The 20624-nt window shown below is 68.7% G+C and carries 20 protein-coding genes and 3 tRNA genes; 5 read left to right on the top strand and 18 right to left on the bottom strand.

Annotation, left to right across the window (positions count from 1 at the left end):
- Positions 1-116: 116 nt before the first annotated feature.
- The 9 genes from rpoB to ACGFU6_RS20315 all read right to left on the bottom strand — a co-directional run bounded on the left by rpoB (position 117) and on the right by ACGFU6_RS20315 (position 9481).
- On the bottom strand, positions 117-3602 hold the full coding sequence (gene rpoB, locus ACGFU6_RS20355; protein WP_393612555.1) for a DNA-directed RNA polymerase subunit beta: 3486 nt from the start codon (positions 3600-3602) through the stop codon (positions 117-119).
- A gap of 607 nt (positions 3603-4209) precedes the next feature.
- On the bottom strand, positions 4210-4593 hold the full coding sequence (gene rplL / locus ACGFU6_RS20350; protein ID WP_393612553.1) for a 50S ribosomal protein L7/L12: 384 nt from the start codon (positions 4591-4593) through the stop codon (positions 4210-4212).
- Between the two features lie 83 nt (positions 4594-4676).
- Positions 4677-5234: a 50S ribosomal protein L10 gene (gene rplJ, locus ACGFU6_RS20345; RefSeq protein WP_393612551.1), complete on the bottom strand. Its 558-nt coding sequence runs from the start codon at positions 5232-5234 to the stop codon at positions 4677-4679.
- Between the two features lie 273 nt (positions 5235-5507).
- Complete coding sequence (locus ACGFU6_RS20340) at positions 5508-6410, bottom strand: hypothetical protein (RefSeq protein WP_393612549.1); 903 nt, start codon at positions 6408-6410, stop codon at positions 5508-5510.
- Between the two features lie 158 nt (positions 6411-6568).
- On the bottom strand, positions 6569-7291 hold the full coding sequence (gene rplA / locus ACGFU6_RS20335) for a 50S ribosomal protein L1 (RefSeq protein WP_123461041.1): 723 nt from the start codon (positions 7289-7291) through the stop codon (positions 6569-6571).
- 79 nt (positions 7292-7370) lie between these two features.
- Positions 7371-7805, bottom strand: a complete 435-nt coding sequence (gene rplK, locus ACGFU6_RS20330; protein WP_024494105.1) for a 50S ribosomal protein L11 — start codon at positions 7803-7805, stop codon at positions 7371-7373.
- 188 nt (positions 7806-7993) lie between these two features.
- Complete coding sequence (gene nusG, locus ACGFU6_RS20325) at positions 7994-8941, bottom strand: transcription termination/antitermination protein NusG (RefSeq protein ID WP_393612547.1); 948 nt, start codon at positions 8939-8941, stop codon at positions 7994-7996.
- A gap of 73 nt (positions 8942-9014) precedes the next feature.
- Positions 9015-9302, bottom strand: coding sequence for a preprotein translocase subunit SecE (secE, locus tag ACGFU6_RS20320; protein WP_073732696.1), 288 nt, complete (start codon positions 9300-9302; stop codon positions 9015-9017).
- A gap of 106 nt (positions 9303-9408) precedes the next feature.
- Positions 9409-9481, bottom strand: a tRNA-Trp gene (locus tag ACGFU6_RS20315).
- A 235-nt stretch (positions 9482-9716) separates the two neighbouring features.
- Between ACGFU6_RS20315 and ACGFU6_RS20310 the strand changes: the two genes are divergently transcribed.
- A complete protein-coding gene (locus ACGFU6_RS20310) occupies positions 9717-10943 on the top strand; it encodes a pyridoxal phosphate-dependent aminotransferase (protein WP_393612545.1) in 1227 nt (408 codons plus the stop codon).
- Positions 10944-11065: 122 nt separating this feature from the next.
- Positions 11066-12088: an adenosine deaminase gene (locus tag ACGFU6_RS20305; RefSeq protein WP_393612543.1), complete on the top strand. Its 1023-nt coding sequence runs from the start codon at positions 11066-11068 to the stop codon at positions 12086-12088.
- Positions 12089-12117: 29 nt separating this feature from the next.
- Here ACGFU6_RS20305 and ACGFU6_RS20300 read toward each other — a convergent pair whose 3' ends face one another.
- A complete protein-coding gene (locus tag ACGFU6_RS20300) occupies positions 12118-12723 on the bottom strand; it encodes a TetR/AcrR family transcriptional regulator (RefSeq protein ID WP_393612542.1) in 606 nt (201 codons plus the stop codon).
- An 86-nt stretch (positions 12724-12809) separates the two neighbouring features.
- Between ACGFU6_RS20300 and ACGFU6_RS20295 the strand changes: the two genes are divergently transcribed.
- Entirely contained in the window at positions 12810-13445 is a 636-nt protein-coding gene (locus ACGFU6_RS20295) for an NAD(P)-dependent oxidoreductase (RefSeq protein ID WP_393612541.1), read from the top strand.
- A gap of 42 nt (positions 13446-13487) precedes the next feature.
- On the opposite strand, the gene ACGFU6_RS20290 is transcribed toward ACGFU6_RS20295, so the two are convergent.
- From ACGFU6_RS20290 to ACGFU6_RS20255, 8 genes are all read right to left on the bottom strand, one after another.
- Positions 13488-14543: a UDP-N-acetylmuramate dehydrogenase gene (locus tag ACGFU6_RS20290; RefSeq protein WP_393612540.1), complete on the bottom strand. Its 1056-nt coding sequence runs from the start codon at positions 14541-14543 to the stop codon at positions 13488-13490.
- Positions 14544-14613: 70 nt separating this feature from the next.
- On the bottom strand, positions 14614-16044 hold the full coding sequence (locus ACGFU6_RS20285; protein ID WP_393612538.1) for an MFS transporter: 1431 nt from the start codon (positions 16042-16044) through the stop codon (positions 14614-14616).
- Positions 16045-16119: 75 nt separating this feature from the next.
- A complete protein-coding gene (locus tag ACGFU6_RS20280) occupies positions 16120-16668 on the bottom strand; it encodes a TetR/AcrR family transcriptional regulator (protein WP_393612536.1) in 549 nt (182 codons plus the stop codon).
- Positions 16669-16793: 125 nt separating this feature from the next.
- Positions 16794-17222, bottom strand: coding sequence for a MaoC family dehydratase (locus tag ACGFU6_RS20275; protein ID WP_393612534.1), 429 nt, complete (start codon positions 17220-17222; stop codon positions 16794-16796).
- Entirely contained in the window at positions 17222-17674 is a 453-nt protein-coding gene (locus ACGFU6_RS20270) for a MaoC family dehydratase N-terminal domain-containing protein (RefSeq protein ID WP_123524207.1), read from the bottom strand. The genes ACGFU6_RS20275 and ACGFU6_RS20270 overlap by 1 nt, the downstream gene beginning before the upstream one ends.
- A gap of 110 nt (positions 17675-17784) precedes the next feature.
- Complete coding sequence (gene rpmG / locus ACGFU6_RS20265) at positions 17785-17949, bottom strand: 50S ribosomal protein L33 (protein WP_003956487.1); 165 nt, start codon at positions 17947-17949, stop codon at positions 17785-17787.
- Between the two features lie 89 nt (positions 17950-18038).
- Positions 18039-18111: transfer RNA gene (locus tag ACGFU6_RS20260), tRNA-Met, on the bottom strand.
- A 45-nt stretch (positions 18112-18156) separates the two neighbouring features.
- A tRNA-Thr gene (locus tag ACGFU6_RS20255) sits at positions 18157-18229 on the bottom strand.
- A gap of 403 nt (positions 18230-18632) precedes the next feature.
- On the opposite strand from ACGFU6_RS20255, the gene ACGFU6_RS20250 reads away from it, so the two are divergent.
- Both ACGFU6_RS20250 and ACGFU6_RS20245 read left to right on the top strand, forming a co-directional pair.
- Positions 18633-19910, top strand: a complete 1278-nt coding sequence (locus tag ACGFU6_RS20250) for an amidohydrolase family protein (protein WP_393612532.1) — start codon at positions 18633-18635, stop codon at positions 19908-19910.
- Positions 19911-19946: 36 nt separating this feature from the next.
- A complete protein-coding gene (locus tag ACGFU6_RS20245) occupies positions 19947-20603 on the top strand; it encodes an SDR family oxidoreductase (protein WP_393612530.1) in 657 nt (218 codons plus the stop codon).
- Positions 20604-20624: the final 21 nt, after the last annotated feature.

Genomic DNA, 20624 nt, shown 5'->3' with positions numbered 1-20624 from the left:
TCTTTCGGGGGTTCGAGCCCCCTCGCGTCAACGCGAGAAATCGGGGCACTTCAGCAATGGTCTGAACGGGTCCGGGGAGAGCCGGCCGGATCACAGGGATCCGGCCGGCCAACCCGTCAGACCTCTTCGACGCTGCTCGGCTCTCGCCGGGACAGGTCGATTCCGAGCTCCTCCGCCGCGCGGAAGACGTCCTCGTCCGTGTCGCGCATCTCGATGGACATGCCGTCCGAGGACAGCACCTCCACGTTGAGGCAGAGCGACTGCATTTCCTTGATGAGCACCTTGAAGGACTCGGGAATGCCGGGCTCGGGAATGTTCTCGCCCTTGACGATGGCCTCGTAGACCTTCACGCGGCCGGTCACGTCGTCGGACTTGATCGTCAGCAGCTCCTGGAGGGCGTATGCGGCGCCATAAGCTTCAAGGGCCCACACCTCCATTTCACCGAAGCGCTGTCCACCGAACTGAGCCTTACCACCCAGCGGCTGCTGGGTGATCATGGAGTACGGACCCGTCGAACGAGCGTGGAGCTTGTCGTCGACGAGGTGGTGGAGCTTGAGGATGTACATGAAGCCGACCGAGACCGGCTCCGGGAACGGCTCGCCGGAGCGGCCGTCGAACAGGTTGGCCTTGCCCGTGGGCTGGACCAGCCGGTCACCGTCGCGGTTCGGGATCGTGGCCTGGAAGAGGCCGGTGATCTCGTCCTCACGGGCACCGTCGAAGACCGGGGTCGCGACGTTGGTGCCGGGGGCGACCTGGTCGGCGCCGATGGTCTGCAGGCGCTTGGCCCACTCGTCACCGAGGCCGGAGACGTCCCAGCCGCGGCTGGCGAGCCAGCCGAGGTGGATCTCCAGGACCTGTCCCGGGTTCATTCGGGACGGGACACCCAGCGGGTTGAGGATGATGTCGACCGGGGTGCCGTCCTCCAGGAACGGCATGTCCTCGATCGGCAGGATCTTCGAGATGACGCCCTTGTTGCCGTGACGGCCGGCGAGCTTGTCACCATCGGTGATCTTGCGCTTCTGCGCGACGTAGACGCGGACCAGCTGGTTCACGCCCGGCGGCAGCTCGTCGCCCTCTTCGCGGTCGAAGACGCGGACGCCGATGACCTTGCCGATCTCGCCGTGCGGCACCTTCAGCGAGGTGTCGCGCACTTCGCGCGCCTTCTCACCGAAGATCGCGCGGAGCAGGCGCTCCTCGGGGGTCAGCTCGGTCTCGCCCTTGGGCGTGACCTTGCCGACGAGGATGTCACCGGCGACGACCTCGGCACCGATCCGGATGATCCCGCGCTCGTCGAGGTCCGCGAGGACCTCTTCGGAGACGTTCGGGATGTCCCGGGTGATCTCCTCCGGGCCGAGCTTGGTGTCACGGGCGTCGACCTCGTGCTCCTCGATGTGAATCGAGGAGAGGACGTCGTCCTGTACGAGGCGCTGCGACAGGATGATCGCGTCCTCGTAGTTGTGACCCTCCCACGGCATGAACGCCACGAGCAGGTTCTTGCCCAGGGCCATCTCACCGTTCTCGGTGGCCGGCCCGTCGGCGAGGACCTGGGCCTCGATGACGCGGTCGCCCTCGGAGACGACGACCTTCTGGTTGACCGAGGTGCCCTGGTTCGAGCGCATGAACTTCGCGATGCGGTACGTGGTGTACGTGCCGTCGTCGTTGGTCACGGTGATGTAGTCCGCGGAGACCTCCTGGACCACACCGTCCTTCTCGGCCTTCAGTACGTCACCGGCGTCGGTGGCGCAGCGGTACTCCATGCCGGTGCCGACGAGCGGGGCCTCCGACTTGATGAGGGGCACCGCCTGACGCATCATGTTCGCGCCCATGAGGGCACGGTTGGCGTCGTCGTGCTCCAGGAACGGGATCATCGCGGTGGCGACGGACACCATCTGGCGCGGCGAGACGTCCATGTAGTCGACTTCGGTGCCGGGCACGTAGTCGACCTCTCCGCCACGACGGCGGACCAGGACGCGGGGCTCGGTGAAGCGCAGCTCGTCGGAGAGCGTCGCGTTCGCCTGGGCGATGACGTAACGGTCTTCCTCGTCGGCCGTGACGTAGTCGACCTCGTCGGTGACCTGGCCGTCGACGACCTTGCGGTACGGCGTCTCGATGAAACCGAACGCGTTGACGCGTCCGTACGAGGCGAGCGAACCGATCAGACCGATGTTCGGGCCTTCAGGGGTCTCGATCGGGCACATGCGTCCGTAGTGGGACGGGTGCACGTCACGGACCTCGAAGCCGGCCCGCTCACGGGAGAGACCACCCGGGCCGAGCGCCGACAGGCGGCGCTTGTGGGTGAGACCCGACAGCGGGTTGTTCTGGTCCATGAACTGCGACAGCTGGCTGGTGCCGAAGAACTCCTTGATGGAGGCGACGACCGGCCGGATGTTGATCAGGGTCTGCGGCGTGATCGCCTCGACGTCCTGGGTCGTCATCCGCTCGCGGACGACGCGCTCCATACGAGCCAGACCCGTGCGGACCTGGTTCTGGATGAGCTCGCCGACGTTGCGCAGACGACGGTTGCCGAAGTGGTCGATGTCGTCGGTCTCGACGACGATCGAACGTCCGGACTCACCGACGGTCTCGGTCTCCCCGGCGTGCAGCTTCACCAGGTACTTGATGGTCGCGATGATGTCGTCGCTGGTGAGGACACCGGCGTCGAGCGGCTCTTCCGCGCCGAGCTTCTTGTTCACCTTGTAGCGGCCGACCTTCGCGAGGTCGTAGCGCTTCGGGTTGAAGTAGAGGTTCTCGAGCAGCGTCTGAGCAGCTTCGCGGGTGGGCGGCTCGCCCGGACGCAGCTTGCGGTAGATGTCGAGCAGTGCGTCGTCCTGGCCCTGGGTGTGGTCCTTCTCCAGGGTGGCGCGCATCGACTCGTACTCGCCGAACTCCTCGAGGATCTGCTCGGTGGTCCAGCCGAGAGCCTTCAGGAGGACGGTGACGGACTGCTTGCGCTTGCGGTCGATGCGGACACCGACCATGTCGCGCTTGTCGATCTCCATCTCCAGCCAGGCACCCCGGGAAGGGATGATCTTGGAGGAGAAGATGTCCTTGTCGGACGTCTTGTCGATCGAGGAGTCGAAGTAGACACCCGGCGAGCGGACCAGCTGCGACACGACGACACGCTCGGTGCCGTTGATGACGAAGGTGCCCTTGTTGGTCATGAGCGGGAAATCACCCATGAAGACCGTCTGGGACTTGATCTCGCCGGTCTCGTTGTTGGTGAACTCGGCCGTGACGAAGAGCGGGGCGGCGAACGTGAAGTCGCGCTCCTTGCACTCGTCGATCGAGTTCTTCGGGGGCTCGAAGCGGTGGTCGCGGAACGTAAGCGACATCGACCCGGAAAAGTCCTCGATCGGTGAGATCTCCTCAAAGATCTCCTCCAGGCCGGACTTGGTGGGGACGTCTTGTCCACTGTCCAGAGCAGCCTCGACGCGAGCCTTCCAGGCGGCGTTGCCCAGGAGCCAGTCAAAGCTCTCGGTCTGCAGCGCGAGGAGGTTCGGAACCTCGAGGGGCTCCTTGATTTTTGCAAAAGAGATGCGCAGCGGGGCGGTGCTGGCGCCGTTGTTCGTATTCGCGGTCGAGGCGTTGCGCGAGGCGGCCAAGAGGGGGTCCTTCCGAGGGCTCGGACTCACTACGCGCGTACCGGTCCCAAACTGGACACATGGATAGATGTCCCTCTTCAGGGATGCTCAGTCCACGGTGCACAAGATGGGTATGCCCCTGGTGACGGGCAGGAGGCAGCTAACAGGCAGCGCAAAGGGTCAGTGTAGCCAAGAGGCACACTGATGTCCAGTCGGGGTTCTCAGAGACCCACGTTGCTCTCAACAGCTTGTTCTCAACACCTATGTCTAGCCCTGCGTAGCCCTGCATGAACCGCGCTCTTCTTTACTGCCCTCTTCGCCCTCGATCCATGCCTCGGATCCGGATCGATGTGACGACGCGCCTTGAGAATTGCGCGCCTCGTGCGGTTCGTCAAGGCCCCCCGGCCGGGACTGGCCCCGGAGACCCGCCTGCGCCGCCCCCGCGCGCCGTTCGCACTCCCCTACGAGAGGCGCACGGCGAAGATCACCATACTCGTCAGCGCGGGAAGAGCAAGGCACTCCCACGGGTACGCCGAAAGGCGACCACCCGTACGGGTGATCGCCTTTCGCGATGTGACGTCCGCGCCTCGCGGCACGGTGGTCCAGACGAGTCAGAAGACTCGCAGGGTCACTTGACCTCGACGGAGGCGCCGGCGGCCTTGAGGGACTCGGCAGCCTTCTCGGCAGCGGCCTTGTCGACCTTCTCGACGACGGGCTTCGGGGCGCCGTCCACGAGGTCCTTGGCCTCCTTGAGACCCAGCGAGGTCAGCTCACGCACGACCTTGATGACCTGGATCTTCTTCTCGCCGGCACCCGTGAGGATGACGTCGAACTCGTCCTGCTCGGCCTCGGCCTCGGCGGCGGGGCCACCCGCGGCGGGACCGGCGACGGCGACGGCCGCGGCGGCGGTGACGTCGAACTTCTCCTCGAAGGCCTTAACGAACTCGGAGAGCTCGATGAGGGTGAGCTCCTCGAACTGGGCGAGCAGGTCTTCCTGGCTGAGCTTCGCCATGATGGCGTCCTTCCACTATTCGGCAGGTGCCGGATGTATATGTCGGCGGGCGTACGTGGAGCCCGCTGGACCGCTGAGCGAAATTACTCGGCGGCCTCGGCGGGAGCCGGAGTACCGGCACCGCCCTGCTCTTCCCGCTTGGCACGAAGCGCTTCCGCGGTGCGGACGAACTTCGACGGCAGAGCCTGGAAGAGCTGCGCAGCCTGAGTCTGCTTGCCCTTCATGGCACCGGCCAGCTTGGCGAGCAGAACCTCGCGGGACTCGAGGTCCGCGAGCTTCTTGAACTCATCGGCGGACAGCGCCTTACCGTCAAGGACACCGCCCTTGATGATGAGGTTGGGGTTGTCCTTGGCGAAGTCACGAAGACCCTTCGCCGACTCCACCGGGTCACCGGTGACGAAGGCAACCGCCGTCGGACCTGCGAACAGGTCGTCGAGCGTGTCGATCCCGGCCTCGTTGGCCGCAATCTTGGTCAGCGTGTTCTTCACCACGGCGTACTGGGCGTTCTCACCGAGCGAACGGCGCAGCTGCTTGAGCTGTGCCACGGTGAGACCCCGGTACTCGGTCAGCACGGCGGCGTTCGAGCTGCGGAACTGCTCCGCGAGCTCGGCTACCGCGGCAGCCTTGTCGGGCCTTGCCATGAGCGTCGGCCTCCTTCCGGGTGATGAGGACCGCTCAGAAGGGGCCGGAAAAGACGAAACGCCCCAGCACAAGTGCCAGGGCGTAGCTCAACCGCACGAAGTCCGGGAGCTTTCCACAGTCACCTGCGCAGGTCGTCCGTGCTCAACGGATCCTTCGGTTGCTGTCCTCCTTGCGGAGTGCAGCAACGACCAGCGGTCTTTGGCTTCTGCAGAAGAGTACGCGACCGGGGCCGCGCCGAGCAAATCCGTCCCGGTCCGGGCGGTCAGGGAGGTTTAGGACGCGCTCCCGGACGCACCCTGCTGCTGCTTCAGGAGCTCCTTGAAGCCGATGGTCTCGGAGGCCGGCGGCCGCTCGACCGACACCTTGGTGCCGTAGTCGCTGTAGTAGACCGTCGAGTTGAGCTCGCCGGTCTTCATCTGGCCCCGCTCGGTCTTCTTCACCAGCAGGTCGTTCTTGTCGACCCAGATGTCGATCTTCTCCGTGCTGATCCCGGCGTCGCTGAGCTGCTTCTTGAGCTCGGTGACCTGGTCGGCGTCGAGCTCGGAGTTCTTCGCGGTGAGCTCGGCGACGTCGACCGTGCCGGAGTAGTGCGTGGTGGGGACACCCCGTACGTCCTCCTGGCCGGCCTTCTTCACGTCGCCCGAGGCCAGCAGCGACTTCAGCCCCTGCTCGGGGGTGGCGTTCGACATCTGGTCCTGCATGGCCGCACCCGCGGCGCCCCCGAGCTCGGCGAGGTCGGCGTAGGAGTAGCTGATCCAGCTCTTGCCGCCGGTCTGCGCGGCCATGGCACTGCCCATGTTCGCCGCGTACCCGTCCTTGAAGTACCGGGCCTCCATCGTGCCGTCGCCGCCGGCCTTCTTCATGGTGTCGGCCATGGCGCCGCCGGTGTACGTGATCTTCATGGAGCCGCTGACACCGTCGGACCAGTCGAGCGCCCCGGCCTGCTTCATGGACATCGCGCTGCCCATCGCGGTGGTGCCCTCGACCTTCGCCGAGTTCGCCCCGCCGGTCTTCTTCTGGACGGCGAGGAGCGCGGCGACCGGATCGGCCTTCGTCACCGCGCTGCCGGCCTTGCCCTCGCTCTTGTCGTCCGATCCGCCACAGGCCGCGACCGACGTCAGCGCCGCCGCCACCGCCACGGACAGACCAACGCGCCGTACGGTACTCGTCCTCATATCTGCTCCCACCCCTTTGTCCGGCTCTCGGTGACCACACGCTAACGCACGGCTCCGACAACACCGGTTCGTACATACGAGGACGGGCCCCGCACCTCGAAAGGTTGCGGGGCCCGTCAATGTCACACGTGACACGGCGGTCGTACGAGCGCGGAGGCTCAGACGGAGGCCGGGTCCTCCTCGACGAGGAGGTTACGGGTGCGGTTGGAGTCCAGCGGGATGCCGGGGCCCATCGTGGTGGCCAGCGTGGCCTTCTTGATGTAGCGGCCCTTGGCGGCGGACGGCTTCAGACGGAGGATCTCATCCAGCGCCGCTGCGTAGTTCTCCACCAGCTTGGTCTCGTCGAACGAGGTCTTGCCGATGATGAAGTGCAGGTTCGAGTGCTTGTCGACGCGGAACTCGATCTTGCCGCCCTTGATGTCGTTGACAGCCTTCACGACGTCGGGGGTGACGGTGCCGGTCTTCGGGTTCGGCATCAGACCACGCGGACCGAGCACGCGGCCCAGGCGGCCGACCTTGCCCATGAGGTCCGGGGTCGCGACGACGGCGTCGAAGTCCAGACGGCCCTTCGCCACCTCGTCGATGAGCTCGTCGGCGCCGACGATGTCGGCGCCCGCGGCTTCCGCGGCCGCAGCACGGTCACCGGTCGCGAAGACCAGGACCCGGGCGGTCTTGCCGGTGCCGTGCGGGAGGTTCACGGTGCCACGGACCATCTGGTCGGCCTTGCGAGGGTCAACACCCAGGGCAAACGCGACCTCGACGGTGCTGTCGAACTTCGTGGAGGCGGTGTCCTTGGCGATACGGACGGCCTCGAGCGGGGCGTAGTTGCGCGCCCGGTCGATCTTGGCGTCCGCAGCGCGGAGGTTCTTGCTGCGCTTCACTTCTACTCCTGTGGGTTCAGAGTGTGGAGTCGTGGTGCGGACCAGCGCTTGGTCCTACCACTGAGGGGGTGGGGCTGAATCAGCCTTCGACCGTGATGCCCATGGAACGGGCGGTGCCTGCGATGATCTTCGACGCGGCGTCGAGGTCATTGGCGTTCAGGTCGGGGAGCTTCGTCGTGGCGATCTCGCGGACCTGGGCGGCCGTCAGCTTGGCAACCTTGGTCTTGTGCGGCTCGCCGGAGCCCTTGTCCACACCCGCGGCCTTGAGGATCAGCTTGGCGGCCGGCGGAGTCTTGGTGATGAAGGTGAAGGAGCGGTCGTCGTAGACCGTGATCTCCACCGGCACGACCATGCCACGCTGCGACTCGGTCGCGGCGTTGTAGGCCTTGCAGAACTCCATGATGTTGACGCCGTGCTGACCCAGTGCGGGGCCGACCGGCGGGGCCGGGTTGGCCGCACCGGCGTTGATCTGGAGCTTGATAAGCCCCGTGACCTTCTTCTTCTTGGGAGGCATGTGCTCTCTCCGGGTCCTAGTGAGAGTTTTCGCCGTCATCCGGTCATCCGGATGCAGGCATACCGCACAACGATAACGGGTATAGCTGCGCGACCAAAAACCAAGCAGGTCAGACAGGCTTTGACAGCCGGTCTGACCTGCTTGGTAGGCATGTGTCCAGAAGCTGGCAGTCGCCTGCTCGGGTGGTGCTAGTTCTTCTGGATCTGGTCGAAGCTGAGCTCGACCGGCGTCTCGCGGCCGAAGATCTCGACGAGACCCTTGACCTTCTTCGAGTCGGCGTTGATCTCGTTGATCGTCGCCTGAAGCGTCGCGAACGGGCCGTCGGTGACGGTGACGGAGTCGCCCACCTCGAAGTCCAGCACCTGGACCTCGACCTTGCGGGACGGAGCGGGCTTGCCCTCGGCCTCGGCGGCCTCACGGGCGGCCTTCTCCTCGGCCTCCGGCGCGAGCATCTTGACGATCTCGTCCAGGGTCAGCGGGTACGGGTCGTAGGCGTTGCCCACGAAGCCGGTGACACCGGGAGTGTTGCGGACGACGCCCCAGGACTCGTTCGTCAGGTCCATGCGCACCAGGACGTAACCCGGGAGCTTGTTCTGCCGGACGTTCTTGCGCTCGCCGTTCTTGATCTGGACGATTTCCTCCTCAGGCACCTCGGCCTGATAGATGAACTCCTCCACGTTCAGCGAGACGGCGCGCTGCTCCAGGTTGGCCTTCACACGCTTCTCGTAACCGGCGTACGTGTGGATGACGTACCACTCACCCGGCAGGGTGCGCAGTTCCTCGCGCAGGGCCGTGACGGTGTCGACGGGCTCGGCCGGCTCGGCCTCTTCCTCGTCGGCCTCGTCGGCGGCTTCCTCGGCGTCGGCGTCCTCGTCGTCCGCGGCGGCCTCGGCCTCTGCGGTCTCGTCGTCGGCGCTCTCGGCCTCGGCCTCACCGGCGTCGGCCGCTGCGGCCTCGTCGACGGGCTCGGAGTGCACTGCGGCCTGCTCGGCGGGCTCGCCCGCGGCGGCGTCGGCAGCTTCAGCCTGGTCCGGCTCCACAGCGTCCGCCGCCTCGACGATGTCGAGCTCGTCCTCGGCGGACTCGAAGGCGCCCGCCGTCGGCTCGACGGCGTCGTTCAGGTTCGGGTCAGACACGGTGGCTGCTTCTTCCTGGATACAAATGGGTGGAACATGCGAAAGGGGCGCCCATGAGGCGCCCTCCGCGGGATCAGCCGAAGACGTACTTGATGACCCGCTGGAACCCGAAGTCAATCACGGTAACGAGACCGATCATGACGACGACGAACACGATCACCACGGAGGTGTATGTCGTCAGCTGGTTGCGAGTCGGCCAGACAACCTTGCGGAGCTCGGCGACGATCTGGCGGTAGAAGAGCGCGAGACGGCCCAGAGGGCCCTTCTTGCCGCGCTTTCCGCCCTTCCGGGTCTTCTTCTTCGACTCGGGGACTTCATCCTCGGCATCAGGCATGTCGATGGAGCCCACGGCGTCCGTCACGCTTCTCACCTGATTCCGGGTCATGGCCGTGCCGCGCCCGGTGGAGCCGCACGGCGATGCATTGAAGTACGTACATGCGCACACATCCTGGCGAAGGAGTGTGTAGCAGGGCCGGAGGGACTTGAACCCCCAACCGCTGGTTTTGGAGACCAGTGCTCTACCAATTGAGCTACGACCCTTTGTGGTTTCCACCAACCTACCGCATGCTCCGGGATGCCCCGGGTGCAGGAACGGTGCGGCTGGTGAAGGCCAACGACAGGTGAGTGTACGTGCTCAGCGGCCCGGCGTCGAACAGATAGCTCCCGACCGCTCCTGTCCGATGCTGTCCGGTTGCCTGTCCGCATGCTGTCCAACTGATGTCCGGTCCCTGAAACCCCTGTGCCGACACGGAATACGGTCTGGGAGCATGGGGGCATGAGCGCTGCTACTCCTCCCTCCGAGCGCCGGGTCTCCGCCCGCATCGGTGCCATCTCCGAGTCCGCCACCCTCGCCGTCGACGCCAAGGCCAAGGCCCTCAAGGCCGCCGGCCGTCCGGTGATCGGCTTCGGTGCCGGTGAGCCCGACTTCCCCACCCCCGGCTACATCGTCGACGCCGCGGTCGAGGCCTGCCGCAACCCGAAGTACCACCGCTACACCCCGGCCGGCGGGCTCCCCGAGCTCAAGGCCGCCATCGCGGAGAAGACGCTGCGCGACTCCGGCTACCAGGTCGACGCGTCCCAGATCCTGGTGACCAACGGCGGCAAGCAGGCCATCTACGAGGCCTTCGCCGCGATCCTCGACCCGGGCGACGAGGTCATCGTCCCGGCTCCGTACTGGACCACCTACCCCGAGTCGATCCGCCTCGCGGGCGGCGTGCCGGTGGAGGTCGTCGCCGACGAGACCACCGGTTACCGGGTCTCCGTCGAGCAGCTGGAGGCGGCCCGTACCGAGCGCACGAAGGTCGTGCTGTTCGTGTCGCCGTCGAACCCGACGGGTGCCGTCTACAGCGAGGCCGACGCCGAGGCGATCGGCCACTGGGCCGTCGAGCACGGCCTGTGGGTGCTGACCGACGAGATCTACGAGCACCTCGTCTACGGCGACGCGAAGTTCACCTCGCTGCCCGCGATCGTGCCCGAGCTGCGCGACAAGTGCATCGTGGTCAACGGCGTCGCCAAGACCTACGCCATGACCGGCTGGCGGGTGGGCTGGATCGTCGGCCCCAAGGACGTCGTGAAGGCCGCGACCAACCTTCAGTCGCACGCCACGTCCAACGTCTCCAACGTGGCCCAGATCGCCGCGCTGGCCGCCGTCTCCGGGGACCTGGACGCGGTCGCCGAGATGCGCACCGCCTTCGACCGGCGCCGGCACACCATCGTGCGGATGCTCAACGAGATCGACGGCGTGCTGTGCCCGGAGCCCGAGGGCGCGTTCTACGCGTACCCCTCGGTGAAGGAGCTGCTCGGCAAGGAGATCCGCGGCAAGCGTCCGGCCACCTCGGTGGAGCTGGCGGCCCTGATCCTGGACGAGGCCGAAGTCGCGGTCGTACCGGGCGAGGCCTTCGGCACGCCGGGATACCTGCGTCTTTCCTACGCGCTGGGCGACGAGGACCTCGTCGAGGGCGTCTCACGCCTCCAGAAGCTGCTGGGCGAGGCCAAGGCCTAGTACCTCCCGTTTTCGGCGAGCGACCCCCCGGCTGCGGCCGGGGGGTCGCTTTCTTGTTCGGTGGGCAACTCGATGGGGAAAGCGGCTACCGCGACGCACCGTCCGTGCGGCAAGATCTTTGAATGGAGCGTGACGTACGGCTGTTGCCCAAGGCCCACCTGCACTTGCATTTCACCGGGTCGATGCGGCCCACGACGCTGCTCGAACTCGCCGACAAGTACGGCGTGAGACTGCCGGAAGCGCTGACCGGGGGCGAGCCTCCCCAGCTGCGCGCGACGGACGAGCGCGGCTGGTTCCGCTTCCAGCGGCTCTACGACATCGCCAGGTCCTGCCTGCGCTCACCCGAGGACATCCAGCGACTGGTGCGCGAGGCAGCCCAGGAGGACGTCGCGGACGGGTCCGGCTGGCTGGAGATCCAGGTCGACCCCACCTCGTACGCGCCCCTGCTCGGGGGGCTCATTCCGGCGATCGAGATCATCCTGGACGCGGTGGACAGCGCGTCCCGGGCGACCGGGCTGCCGATCCGGGTGGTCATCGCGGCCAACCGGATGAAGCACCCGCTGGATGCCAGGACGCTGGCCCGGCTCGCGGTGCGCTACGCCGACCGGGGCGTCGTCGGATTCGGGCTCTCCAACGACGAGCGGCGCGGCATGGCCCGCGACTTCGACCGGGCCTTCGCCATCGCCAGGGAAGGAGGCCTGCTGGCGGCCCCGCACGGCGGCGAGCTGGCCGGCCCCTCCAGCGTCCGCGACTGCATGGACGATCTCGACGCCTCCCGGGTCGGGCACGGAGTGCGGGCCGCCGAGGACCCCCGCCTGCTGCGCAGGCTGGCGGAGCGCGGGGTGACCTGCGAGGTGTGCCCCGCCTCGAACGTGGCGCTCGGCGTCTACGAGAAGCCCTCCGACGTCCCCCTGCGCACCCTGTTCGAGGCCGGGGTACCGATGGCGCTCGGCGCGGACGACCCGCTGCTCTTCGGCTCCCGGCTGGCCGCGCAGTACGACCTCGTGCGCCGCCATCACTCCTTCACCGACGAGGAGCTGGCCGAGCTGGCACGTCAGTCGGTACGGGGTTCGGCGGCGCCGGAGCCGGTACGGGCCGAGCTGCTGGCGGGCGTGGACGACTGGCTGGCGCAGCCGGTGGGCTGACCGCCCCCCCCCCCCCCCCCCGGCCCGGCCTACTGCCCGATCCCGCGCAGCAGGGCGCGGGCCATTGACGCGGCGAACTCGTCGAGGGACTGCGGCGGCCGCCCGTCCTCCAGGGCCACGTAGGCGAAGGCCCGCTGCGCGCAGGCCCCCACCAGCAGGGACGCGGCCGCGTAGGTGTCGGCGTCGGCCCGTACCCGGCCGGCGGACTGTTCGGCGCGCAGATAGGCGTCCACGCCCCGGATCGGCACGTGGGGGCCGGTACCCAGCTCCCGCATCGCCGCGTTGTGACGGCTCATGAGCCTCGGCTCGGCGTACAGGGACGCCGCGATCGGGAAGCTCTGCTCGTAGAAGAGCGCGGCCTCGCGGGCGATCTCGGCGAGGTTCTGCTCGACCGTCCGCTCCCCCTCCCCCGGCTCCGCGATCAGCCGCTTCAGGATGCCGTCGACCTTGGGCAGCCGCTCCTTCAGGACCACCACGAAGAGCTCCTCCTTGCTCGGGAAGTGCTTGTAGAGCGCGGCCTCGGAGCAGCCGGCGGCCTTGGCGATCTCCTTGGTGGTGGCGCGGGCCAGGCCGATGGTGAGCATCAGCCGGTGAGCGGCGTCGATGATGCGGGCGCGGGTCGGCTTCTGCTCCATGTGCGCTCCAACGAAGCTTGACGAGCGGGTGAGTACTCACTCACTCTAGAGGTGAGTGAATACTTACCCACCCAGGAGGGTGTGCGATGCGACTCACAGTGTTCGGTGCGACAGGCGGTATCGGCCAGGAGATCGTCCGCCAGGGGGTGGCGGCAGGACACGAGGTGACGGCGGTGGTGCGGGACCCCGCGCGCCTGCCGGTCCCGCTCTCCGACGTGACGGTCCGCACGGTGGCCCGGTTCGACGACCCGGAGGCGCTGCGCGAGGCGGTCGCGGGCCAGGACGCGGTGCTCTCCGGCCTGGGCGCACCCGGCCGGAAGGCGGACGGGGTGGCGGAGCGGCTGACCCGCGCGGTGCTGGCGGCGATGGAGGCCGAGGGCACGCGGCGGCTGCTCGTGGTGAGCGCGGCCCCGGTCGCGCCGCACCCGGCGGACGACCCGCTGCTCGACCGGATGATGCTCTCCGCGATCGGCGCGATCCTCAAGGAGGTCTACGCGGACCTCACGGCGATGGAGGCCGCGCTCGCGGTGTCCGCGACGGAATGGACGTCGGTGCGGCCCCCGAAGCTCACCAACGGGCCGCTGACGGGGACGTACCGGACGGTCCACGGCAGTAACCCGCGCAGCGGCCGGTCCATCTCCCGGGCCGACGTGGCGCACGCGATGCTGGCGCTGATCGACGACCCGGCGGCGCTGAAGCAGGGCGTGGGCGTGGCGTACTGACCGCCGGGCCCGCACAGGCGCCGGGCCACGCTTACGGTCCGGTCAGAGGGTCACGCCCACGGTCACCGGTTCGTTGACCAGGGTGACGCCGAAGGCCTCGTGGACGCCGGCGACCACCTCGCGGGCGAGCGCCAGCAGGTCCTCGGTGCTCGCGGCGCCCCGGTTGGTGAGGGCGAGCGTGTGCTTGCCGGAGATGCGGGCCGGGCCGGTGCCGTATCCCTTGGTGAATCCGGCCCGGTCGATGAGCCAGGCCGCCGAGGTCTTGGTGCGTCCCCCGCCCGCGGGGAAGGCGGGGGGCGCCACCTCCGGTCCGAGCCGGTCCGCGACCCGGGCCAGGAAGGCCTCGAACTGCTCGGGGTCCAGGATCGGGTTGGTGAAGAACGAGCCTGCGGACCAGGTGTCGTGGTCCTCGGGGTCGAGCACCATGCCCTTGCCGGCCCGGAGCCCGAGCACGGTCTCACGGGCCGCGGCGGCGGGCACGCGCTCCCCCTCGGCGACACCCATGGCACGGGCCGTCTCGGGGTACTTCAGGGGCGCGGACAGCCCGCCGGCCTCTTCCAGCCCGAAGCGGACGCGCAGCACCACGAAGCGGTCGGGTTCGGCCTTGAAGCGGCTGTGCCGGTAGGAGAAGTCGCACTCGCTGTTCGGGATGGTGACCGTCTCCCGGCTGTGCCGGTCGTAGGCGACGACCTCCGTGATGGTGGACGACACCTCCTGCCCGTACGCCCCGACGTTCTGGATCGGCGTCGCACCGGCGGAACCGGGGATTCCGGCCAGGCATTCGAGTCCGGCGAGACCGGCCTCCACGCTGCGGGCGACGGCGTCCGTCCAGATCTCTCCGGCGGCCAGTTCGAGGGTCTCGCCGTCCAGCACGAATCCCTTGGTGGCGATGCGCAGGGCCGTCCCGTCGAAGCCCTTGTCACCGATGACCAGATTGCTGCCGCCGCCGATGACCAGGAGCGGGGTGCCGCTGTCGTCGGCCTCGCGTACGGCCCCGACGACTTCGGCGTCGGTCGTCGCGGTGAGGAGGCGGGTGGCGGGGCCGCCGAGCCGGAGGGTGGTCAGGGGGGCGAGGGGCGCGTCGTGGAGTTCCTGCACGGGGACAAGAGTACGGTCCGCGGGCCCGCCGTCAGGGCGGGGCCGCGGACCGTACCGGCGTGACAACCCCTCAGGCGGAGACGGGGACCCGCGCCTCGGCCCGGTCGGACTCCTGCACCGGGGTGCCGCTGCGGCCCGGGATCATCAGGGCGGCGAGCCCGGCGAGGGCCACCACCGCGGCGCCGATCCAGAGCGCGAGCACGGTCCCGTCCGTGAAGGTCTGCGGGGAGTCGTAGCCGCCCTGCGAGGAGAACGCGGTGGCGAGCACCGCGACCCCGAGGGCCCCGCCGACCTCGCGCAGCGCGTTGTTGGCGCCGGAGGCGATGCCCTGTTCCCCGGGGAGGACGCTGGACATCACCAGGCTGGCGGCCGGCGCGAAGTACATGGCCATCCCGATGCCGCCGACCATCAGACCGGGCAGCTGCGAGACGTAGGAGGCGTCGGGTGCCAGCGCGATGGCGAACAGGGCGAGGCCGACGGCCTGGAGGGCGAGTCCGGTCACGACCACCGGGCGGCCGCCGAACCGGTCGGCGAGCACCCCGGCGACGGGCGCCACCAGCATCGGCATGCCGGTCCAGGGCAGCATCCGCAGACCGGCCTCGGTGGGCGAGTAGCCCAGCACTCCCTGGAAGTACTGGCTGAGCAGGAAGATCGAACCGAACATACCGAGGAACATCAGCAGGCCGGCCATGTTGATCCCGAAGAACGCCCGGTTCCTGAAGAGCCGCATCGGCAGCATCGGGTTCTTGGCGCGGATCCCGTGGCGGATGAACCCGCCGATGAGGGCGGCACCGGCGATGAGTGAGGTCAGGACGGTGGGGTCGGTCCAGCCGTCGGAGTTGGCGTTCACCAGGCCGTAGACGATCCCGAAGAGCCCGCCGCTGACCAGGAGGGTGCCGGGGACGTCGAGCCGGGAGTCGGGGGCGTACGACTCGGCCAGGCGCAGCCGGGCGAGGGGCAGCAGGACCAGGCCGATCGGAACGTTCAGCCAGAAGATCCACTGCCAGGAGAGGTGTTCGGTGAGGCTGCCGCCGACCAGCGGCCCGCTGGCCACGGCCAGCCCGGTCACGGCGCTGAAGATGCCCAGCGCGGCGCCGCGGCGGGCGGGCGGCACGGCGGCCGTGAGCAGGGTGAGCGTCAGCGGCATCATGATCGCCGCACCCATGCCCTGGACCGCGCGGAAGGCGATCAGTTCGTTGATCCCGGGCGAGAGGGCGGCTGCGGCGGAGGCGCCGGTGAAGACGGAGAGCCCTATGACGAAGAGCCGGCGCCGGCCGAACCGGTCTCCCAGGGAGGCGCCGAGCATCAGCAGGACGGCGAAGGTGAGGGTGTACGCGTTCACCGTCCATTCGAGCTCCCCCAGCTCGCCGCCGAGGCTCTCGCGGATGGACGGCAGGGCGGTGGTGACGACGAGGTTGTCGAGGGCGGCCATGAAGCCGGCGATGCTGGTGATGACAAGAGCCCAGGCCACTCCCGAGCGGCCCTTCGTGTGCTGTTCCACTGCTCCCCCTGAGGGTTAGTTATTGATTACTAACTTTTCTGCACAGAAAGCGGCCGCCCATCCGGGCCGCATCGATCAGGCGTCCGGCTTGGCCGAGTCGTAGAACCCGGACCAGACGCGGTGGCCGGCCGGGAAGCCGAGCGAGGCGAGGGTGTTGGCCAGCATGCCGTAGGCGAGGAAGGTCGTCGTCCCGTCGGTGTCGGCCCCGAGCGCCAGGTGGACGTCGTCCCACAGCCGGAGCCAGCCCGCCCGCACCGACTCGCCGAACTCACGGTCCCCGGCGGCCTCGGCCGCCGCGACGGCCGCGTACATCTGCATCTGCATCAGCAGCTTGTCCGGGTCGTGGATGATCAGGCGCTGGTACGCCGTCGCCATGGCATGGAGCGCCTCCTCGGCCTCCAGCCCCTCGGCGGCGTCCGCGAAGACTTTGCGGGTGTCCGCGATGCACCGCTCGGCGGCGGCCAGAAACATCGCCTGCTTACTGGGGAAGAGGCGGAAGAGGTAGGGCTGCGAGACGCCCACGCGCCTGGCGATCACCTCGGTGGACGTCGCGCTGTACCCACCGCGGGCGAACTCCGTCACCGCCGCGCGGATGACGCTCTCGCGCCGCTCGTCTGCACTCATCCTCGCCATGCGGCTAAGTTAGTACTCAATCACTAACTTAGTCAACCGGTGCGCCGGGCCAGCCCACGCGTAAGGGGCGTGGCCCAAGGACCACGCCCCTTACGCGCACTTCTTGCGGTCAGGCGTCAGGCGAGCTGGACCACGGCGCGGGACATGCCCAGCACCTTCTTGTCGCCGCTCATCGCCGTCAGGTCGACGCGCACCCGCTTGTCGTCCAGCAGAACGGCCACCTTGGCACTGACCTCGATCAGCGCGCCCTTGTCGTCGTTGGGCACGGGGACCGGCTTGGTGAACCGGACTCCGTACTCGACGACCGCACCGGGGTCGCCGGTCCAGTCCGTGACCACCCGGATCGCCTCGGCCATGGTGAACATGCCGTGGGCGATCACGTCCGGCAGTCCGACCTCGCGGGCGAACTTCTCGTTCCAGTGGATCGGATTGAAGTCCCCGGAGGCTCCCGCGTACTGCACCAGCGTCGCCCGGGTGACCGGGAAAGACTGCGCCGGCAGCTCCGTGCCGACCTCGACCGAGCCGTAGCTCACCTTCGCAGCCATCACGCCTCCTCGGCGGCGCGCGCCACCAGCTTCGTCCACGCGGTAACGACAAGCTCCCCGGACTCGTCGTGGACCTCGCCACGGACGTCCAGGATGTCGTTGCCCGCCATGGACTTGACCGTCTCGATGGTCGACGTGACCGTCAGCCGGTCCCCGGCCCGCACCGGGCGGACGTACACGAACCGCTGGTCGCCATGGACGACCCGGCTGTAGTCCAGGCCCAGCTGCGGGTCCTGCACGACCTGCCCCGCGGCCTTGAAGGTGATCGAGAACACGAACGTGGGCGGCGCGATCACATCAATGTGACCGAGCGTCCTGGCCGCATCGGGATCCAGGTAGGCGGGATTCGAGTCGCCCACCGCCTCGGCGAACTCCCGGATCTTCTCCCGGCCGACCTCGTAAGGCGTGGTGGGCGGATAGGTCCGCCCCACGAAGGACTGATCGAGCGCCATGGGCTCGCAACCTCCTGATGAAAGACGAATGGGCCGAAGTCTCGAAGTACATCCTCGTACAACGACACGAGGCCGCCCCCAACGGGGACGGCCTCGTGTACGAGCCTGATTCAGCGCGTTTCGCGGTGCGCAGTGTGCGAGTTGCAGCGCGGGCAATGCTTCTTCATCTCAAGACGGTCCGGGTTGTTACGCCGGTTCTTCTTGGTGATGTAGTTCCGCTCCTTGCACTCCACGCAGGCCAGCGTGATCTTCGGGCGGACGTCGGTGGCAGCCACGTGAGTGCTCCTTGGACGGACGGTGGACGGATGAACGCAAAAAAAGAGTAGCCGATCGGAGGACCGACCCCACAATCGGCTACTGTTAGTAGCGGTGACCGGACTTGAACCGGTGACACAGCGATTATGAGCCGCTTGCTCTACCGACTGAGCTACACCGCTTTGATGATGAGTCTCCCCGCCGAAGCGGGGTTTCCCGATCACCAGAGCCCCAATGCGGAATCGAACCGCAGACCTTCTCCTTACCATGGAGACGCTCTACCGACTGAGCTATTGGGGCGAGCGATGAAGACATTACACGCTCGGTCGCCGATCGCCCAAATCCGTTTCGAAGCCCCGTCCCGAGCCCTTGACCGGCGCCGCCCGGAACCCTTGATCAGCCGCTCATCCGGCGCTTGATCAGCGGTTCGTCCGCAACTTGACCGGCTGGTCGTCCGGCCCTTCGTCAGCGGTTGCTCCGGCACTCGAGCTGCGGTCCGTCCGGCACTTCATCAGCAGTTCGTCCGGCACGTGCGGGGCGACTCGGCGGCCACCGGTCCCTTCCCGCCCCACACGTGCACACCCGTCCCACGCGCCCCTGCAGACCACACCGGTACGACTATTCAGCTCCTCCTCGAACCCGGTACGGCACACCTCTAGGCTCGACTCACTCTGCGTGACCATGCCCCCTTCCCTGGAGCGCGATGCCCGACAGCCGGCCGCGGCCGCCAGACGACCACGCCGCCGACGCGGCCAACGGCCGGGAGAGCGCCGCTCTGACACTCTGCGGCGCCCGTCTCACCGACGGCCGCATCGTGGACGTACGGCTCGGCGGGAGCCGGATCGAGGCCGTCGGGACCGCCGGCAGCCTCACCGCGCCCGGCGCGCGCATCGATCTGCGCGGCCATCTCCTGCTGCCCGCGCCCGCCGAGCCGCACGCCCACAGCGACACCGCGCTCACCGCCGACGGCGCCGGGACCGGCACCCCCGGACCGGCCTCGCAGCTCCCCGAGGACGTCCAGCGGCGCGCCACCGAGGCCGCGTTGCTGCAACTCGGACACGGCGCGACCGCGCTGCGCTCACACGTAAGGATCGGCGATGTGCAGGGCCTCGCCGCCCTCGAAGCCGTCCTCCAGGCACGCCGCTCGCTGCGCGGACTGGCCGATCTGACCGCGGTCGCGGTCCCCCGGCTGCTCACCGGCGTCGCGGGCGCCGACGGACTGGCCATGCTCCGCGACGCGGTGAAGATGGGGGCCGGCGCGGTCGGCGGCCGACCCGACCTGGATCCGGACCCGACGGGGTACGCGGAAGCCGTCCTGGAGATCGCCGCCGAGCACGGCTGCCCCGTCGATCTGCACACGGACAGTGACAACCCGGCCCGGCTGGCCCGGCTCGCGACCATGGCCGGCGGACTGCGCCAGGGAGTGGCCATCGGCCCCTGCGCGGGCCTCTCCCGGCTCACCGGGGAGGCGGCGGGCCGCGCCGCCGACCAGCTCGCCGCGTCCGGTGTGACGGTGATCTGCCTGCCCCAGGGCGGCTGCTGCGGGGCGGAGCGCCGGGGCACCGCCCCCGTTCAGCTGCTGCGCGCGGCCGGGGTGCGGGTCGCGGCGGGCAGCGGGGCGCTGCGGGACCTCGCCAACCCGGTGGGACGCGGCGACCCGCTGGAGGCCGCCTACCTGCTGGCCTCGCAGAGCGGACTGCGGGCGGAGCACGCCTACGAGACGGTGTCCGCCGAGGCCAGGCGTGCGATGGGGCTGCCCGACGTCCGGATCGAGGCGGGCTTCCCGGCCGAGCTGCTCGCCGTGCGCGGCGAACACCTCACCGGAGTGCTCTCACTGGCGTACAGCCGGATCGTGGTGCACCGGGGCCGCGTGGTGGCCCGCACCAGCGCGGTACGCGAGTACTGCGACTCCGAGACGGGCGGCGGTGCCGGACTCCCCCGCCAGGGACGGCCGGATTCCGGTCCCGGCGGCGGGGCTTGACCGCCCTGCGGCGCGCTCCGGCGTACGGTCGTGACCATGCGCATTGTCATCGCAGGTGGACATGGTCAGATCGCGCTGCGGCTTGAGCGGCTGCTCGCTGCACGCGGGGACGAGGCAGTGGGGATCATCCGTGATCCCGCACAGCGTGACGATCTCCGGGAGGCCGGTGCCGAACCGGTGGTCCTGGATCTCGAATCGGCCACCGTGGAGGAGACCGCGGAGGTGCTGCGCGGGGCCGACGCGGTGGTCTTCGCGGCCGGTGCGGGCCCCAACAGCGGCACGGACCGCAAGGACACCGTGGACCGCGGGGCGGCGGTGCTCTTCGCGGACGCGGCGGAACGGGCGGGGGTACGGCGCTACGTCGTCGTCTCGTCCATGGGCGCCGACGCGGACCACCCCGGCGACGAGGTGTTCGACGCGTACCTGCGGGCCAAGGGCGCGGCGGACGCCTACGTGCGCTCCAGGACGGCGCTCGACTGGACCATCCTGCGCCCCGGCATGCTGACCAACGACGCGGGCACCGGCCTGGTGCTGCTCGCCGCTTCGACGGGCCGCGGCCCGGTCCCGCGCGACGACGTGGCGGCCGCGCTCATGGAGCTGCTGGACACCCCGGCGGCGGCGGGCCTGACGCTGGAGCTCATCTCGGGCAACGTGCCGGTGATGGTCGCGGTGAAGGACATCGCGGGCAACTGACGCGGCGGCAACGGTCCGGGG

It is taken from the genome of Streptomyces sp. NPDC048462 (assembly GCF_043200175.1).
Classification (GTDB): Bacteria; Actinomycetota; Actinomycetes; order Streptomycetales; family Streptomycetaceae; genus Streptomyces.
Note: the sequence above shows the minus strand (reverse complement) of the source record. Positions and strands in the feature narration are given on the sequence as shown.

Bases quoted from the DNA above. Each gene is read 5' to 3' on its own strand.
- rplL (WP_393612553.1), bottom strand. From the start codon at position 4,593: ATGGCGAAGCTCAGCCAGGAAGACCTGCTCGCCCAGTTCGAGGAGCTC.
- rplJ (WP_393612551.1), bottom strand. From the start codon at position 5,234: ATGGCAAGGCCCGACAAGGCTGCCGCGGTAGCCGAGCTCGCGGAGCAG.
- ACGFU6_RS20340 (WP_393612549.1), bottom strand. From the start codon at position 6,410: ATGAGGACGAGTACCGTACGGCGCGTTGGTCTGTCCGTGGCGGTGGCG.
- rplK (WP_024494105.1), bottom strand. From the start codon at position 7,805: ATGCCTCCCAAGAAGAAGAAGGTCACGGGGCTTATCAAGCTCCAGATC.
- ACGFU6_RS20310 (WP_393612545.1), top strand. From the start codon at position 9,717: ATGAGCGCTGCTACTCCTCCCTCCGAGCGCCGGGTCTCCGCCCGCATC.
- ACGFU6_RS20305 (WP_393612543.1), top strand. From the start codon at position 11,066: ATGGAGCGTGACGTACGGCTGTTGCCCAAGGCCCACCTGCACTTGCAT.
- ACGFU6_RS20300 (WP_393612542.1), bottom strand. From the start codon at position 12,723: ATGGAGCAGAAGCCGACCCGCGCCCGCATCATCGACGCCGCTCACCGG.
- ACGFU6_RS20295 (WP_393612541.1), top strand. From the start codon at position 12,810: ATGCGACTCACAGTGTTCGGTGCGACAGGCGGTATCGGCCAGGAGATC.
- ACGFU6_RS20280 (WP_393612536.1), bottom strand. From the start codon at position 16,668: ATGAGTGCAGACGAGCGGCGCGAGAGCGTCATCCGCGCGGCGGTGACG.
- ACGFU6_RS20275 (WP_393612534.1), bottom strand. From the start codon at position 17,222: ATGGCTGCGAAGGTGAGCTACGGCTCGGTCGAGGTCGGCACGGAGCTG.
- ACGFU6_RS20270 (WP_123524207.1), bottom strand. From the start codon at position 17,674: ATGGCGCTCGATCAGTCCTTCGTGGGGCGGACCTATCCGCCCACCACG.
- ACGFU6_RS20250 (WP_393612532.1), top strand. From the start codon at position 18,633: ATGCCCGACAGCCGGCCGCGGCCGCCAGACGACCACGCCGCCGACGCG.
- ACGFU6_RS20245 (WP_393612530.1), top strand. From the start codon at position 19,947: ATGCGCATTGTCATCGCAGGTGGACATGGTCAGATCGCGCTGCGGCTT.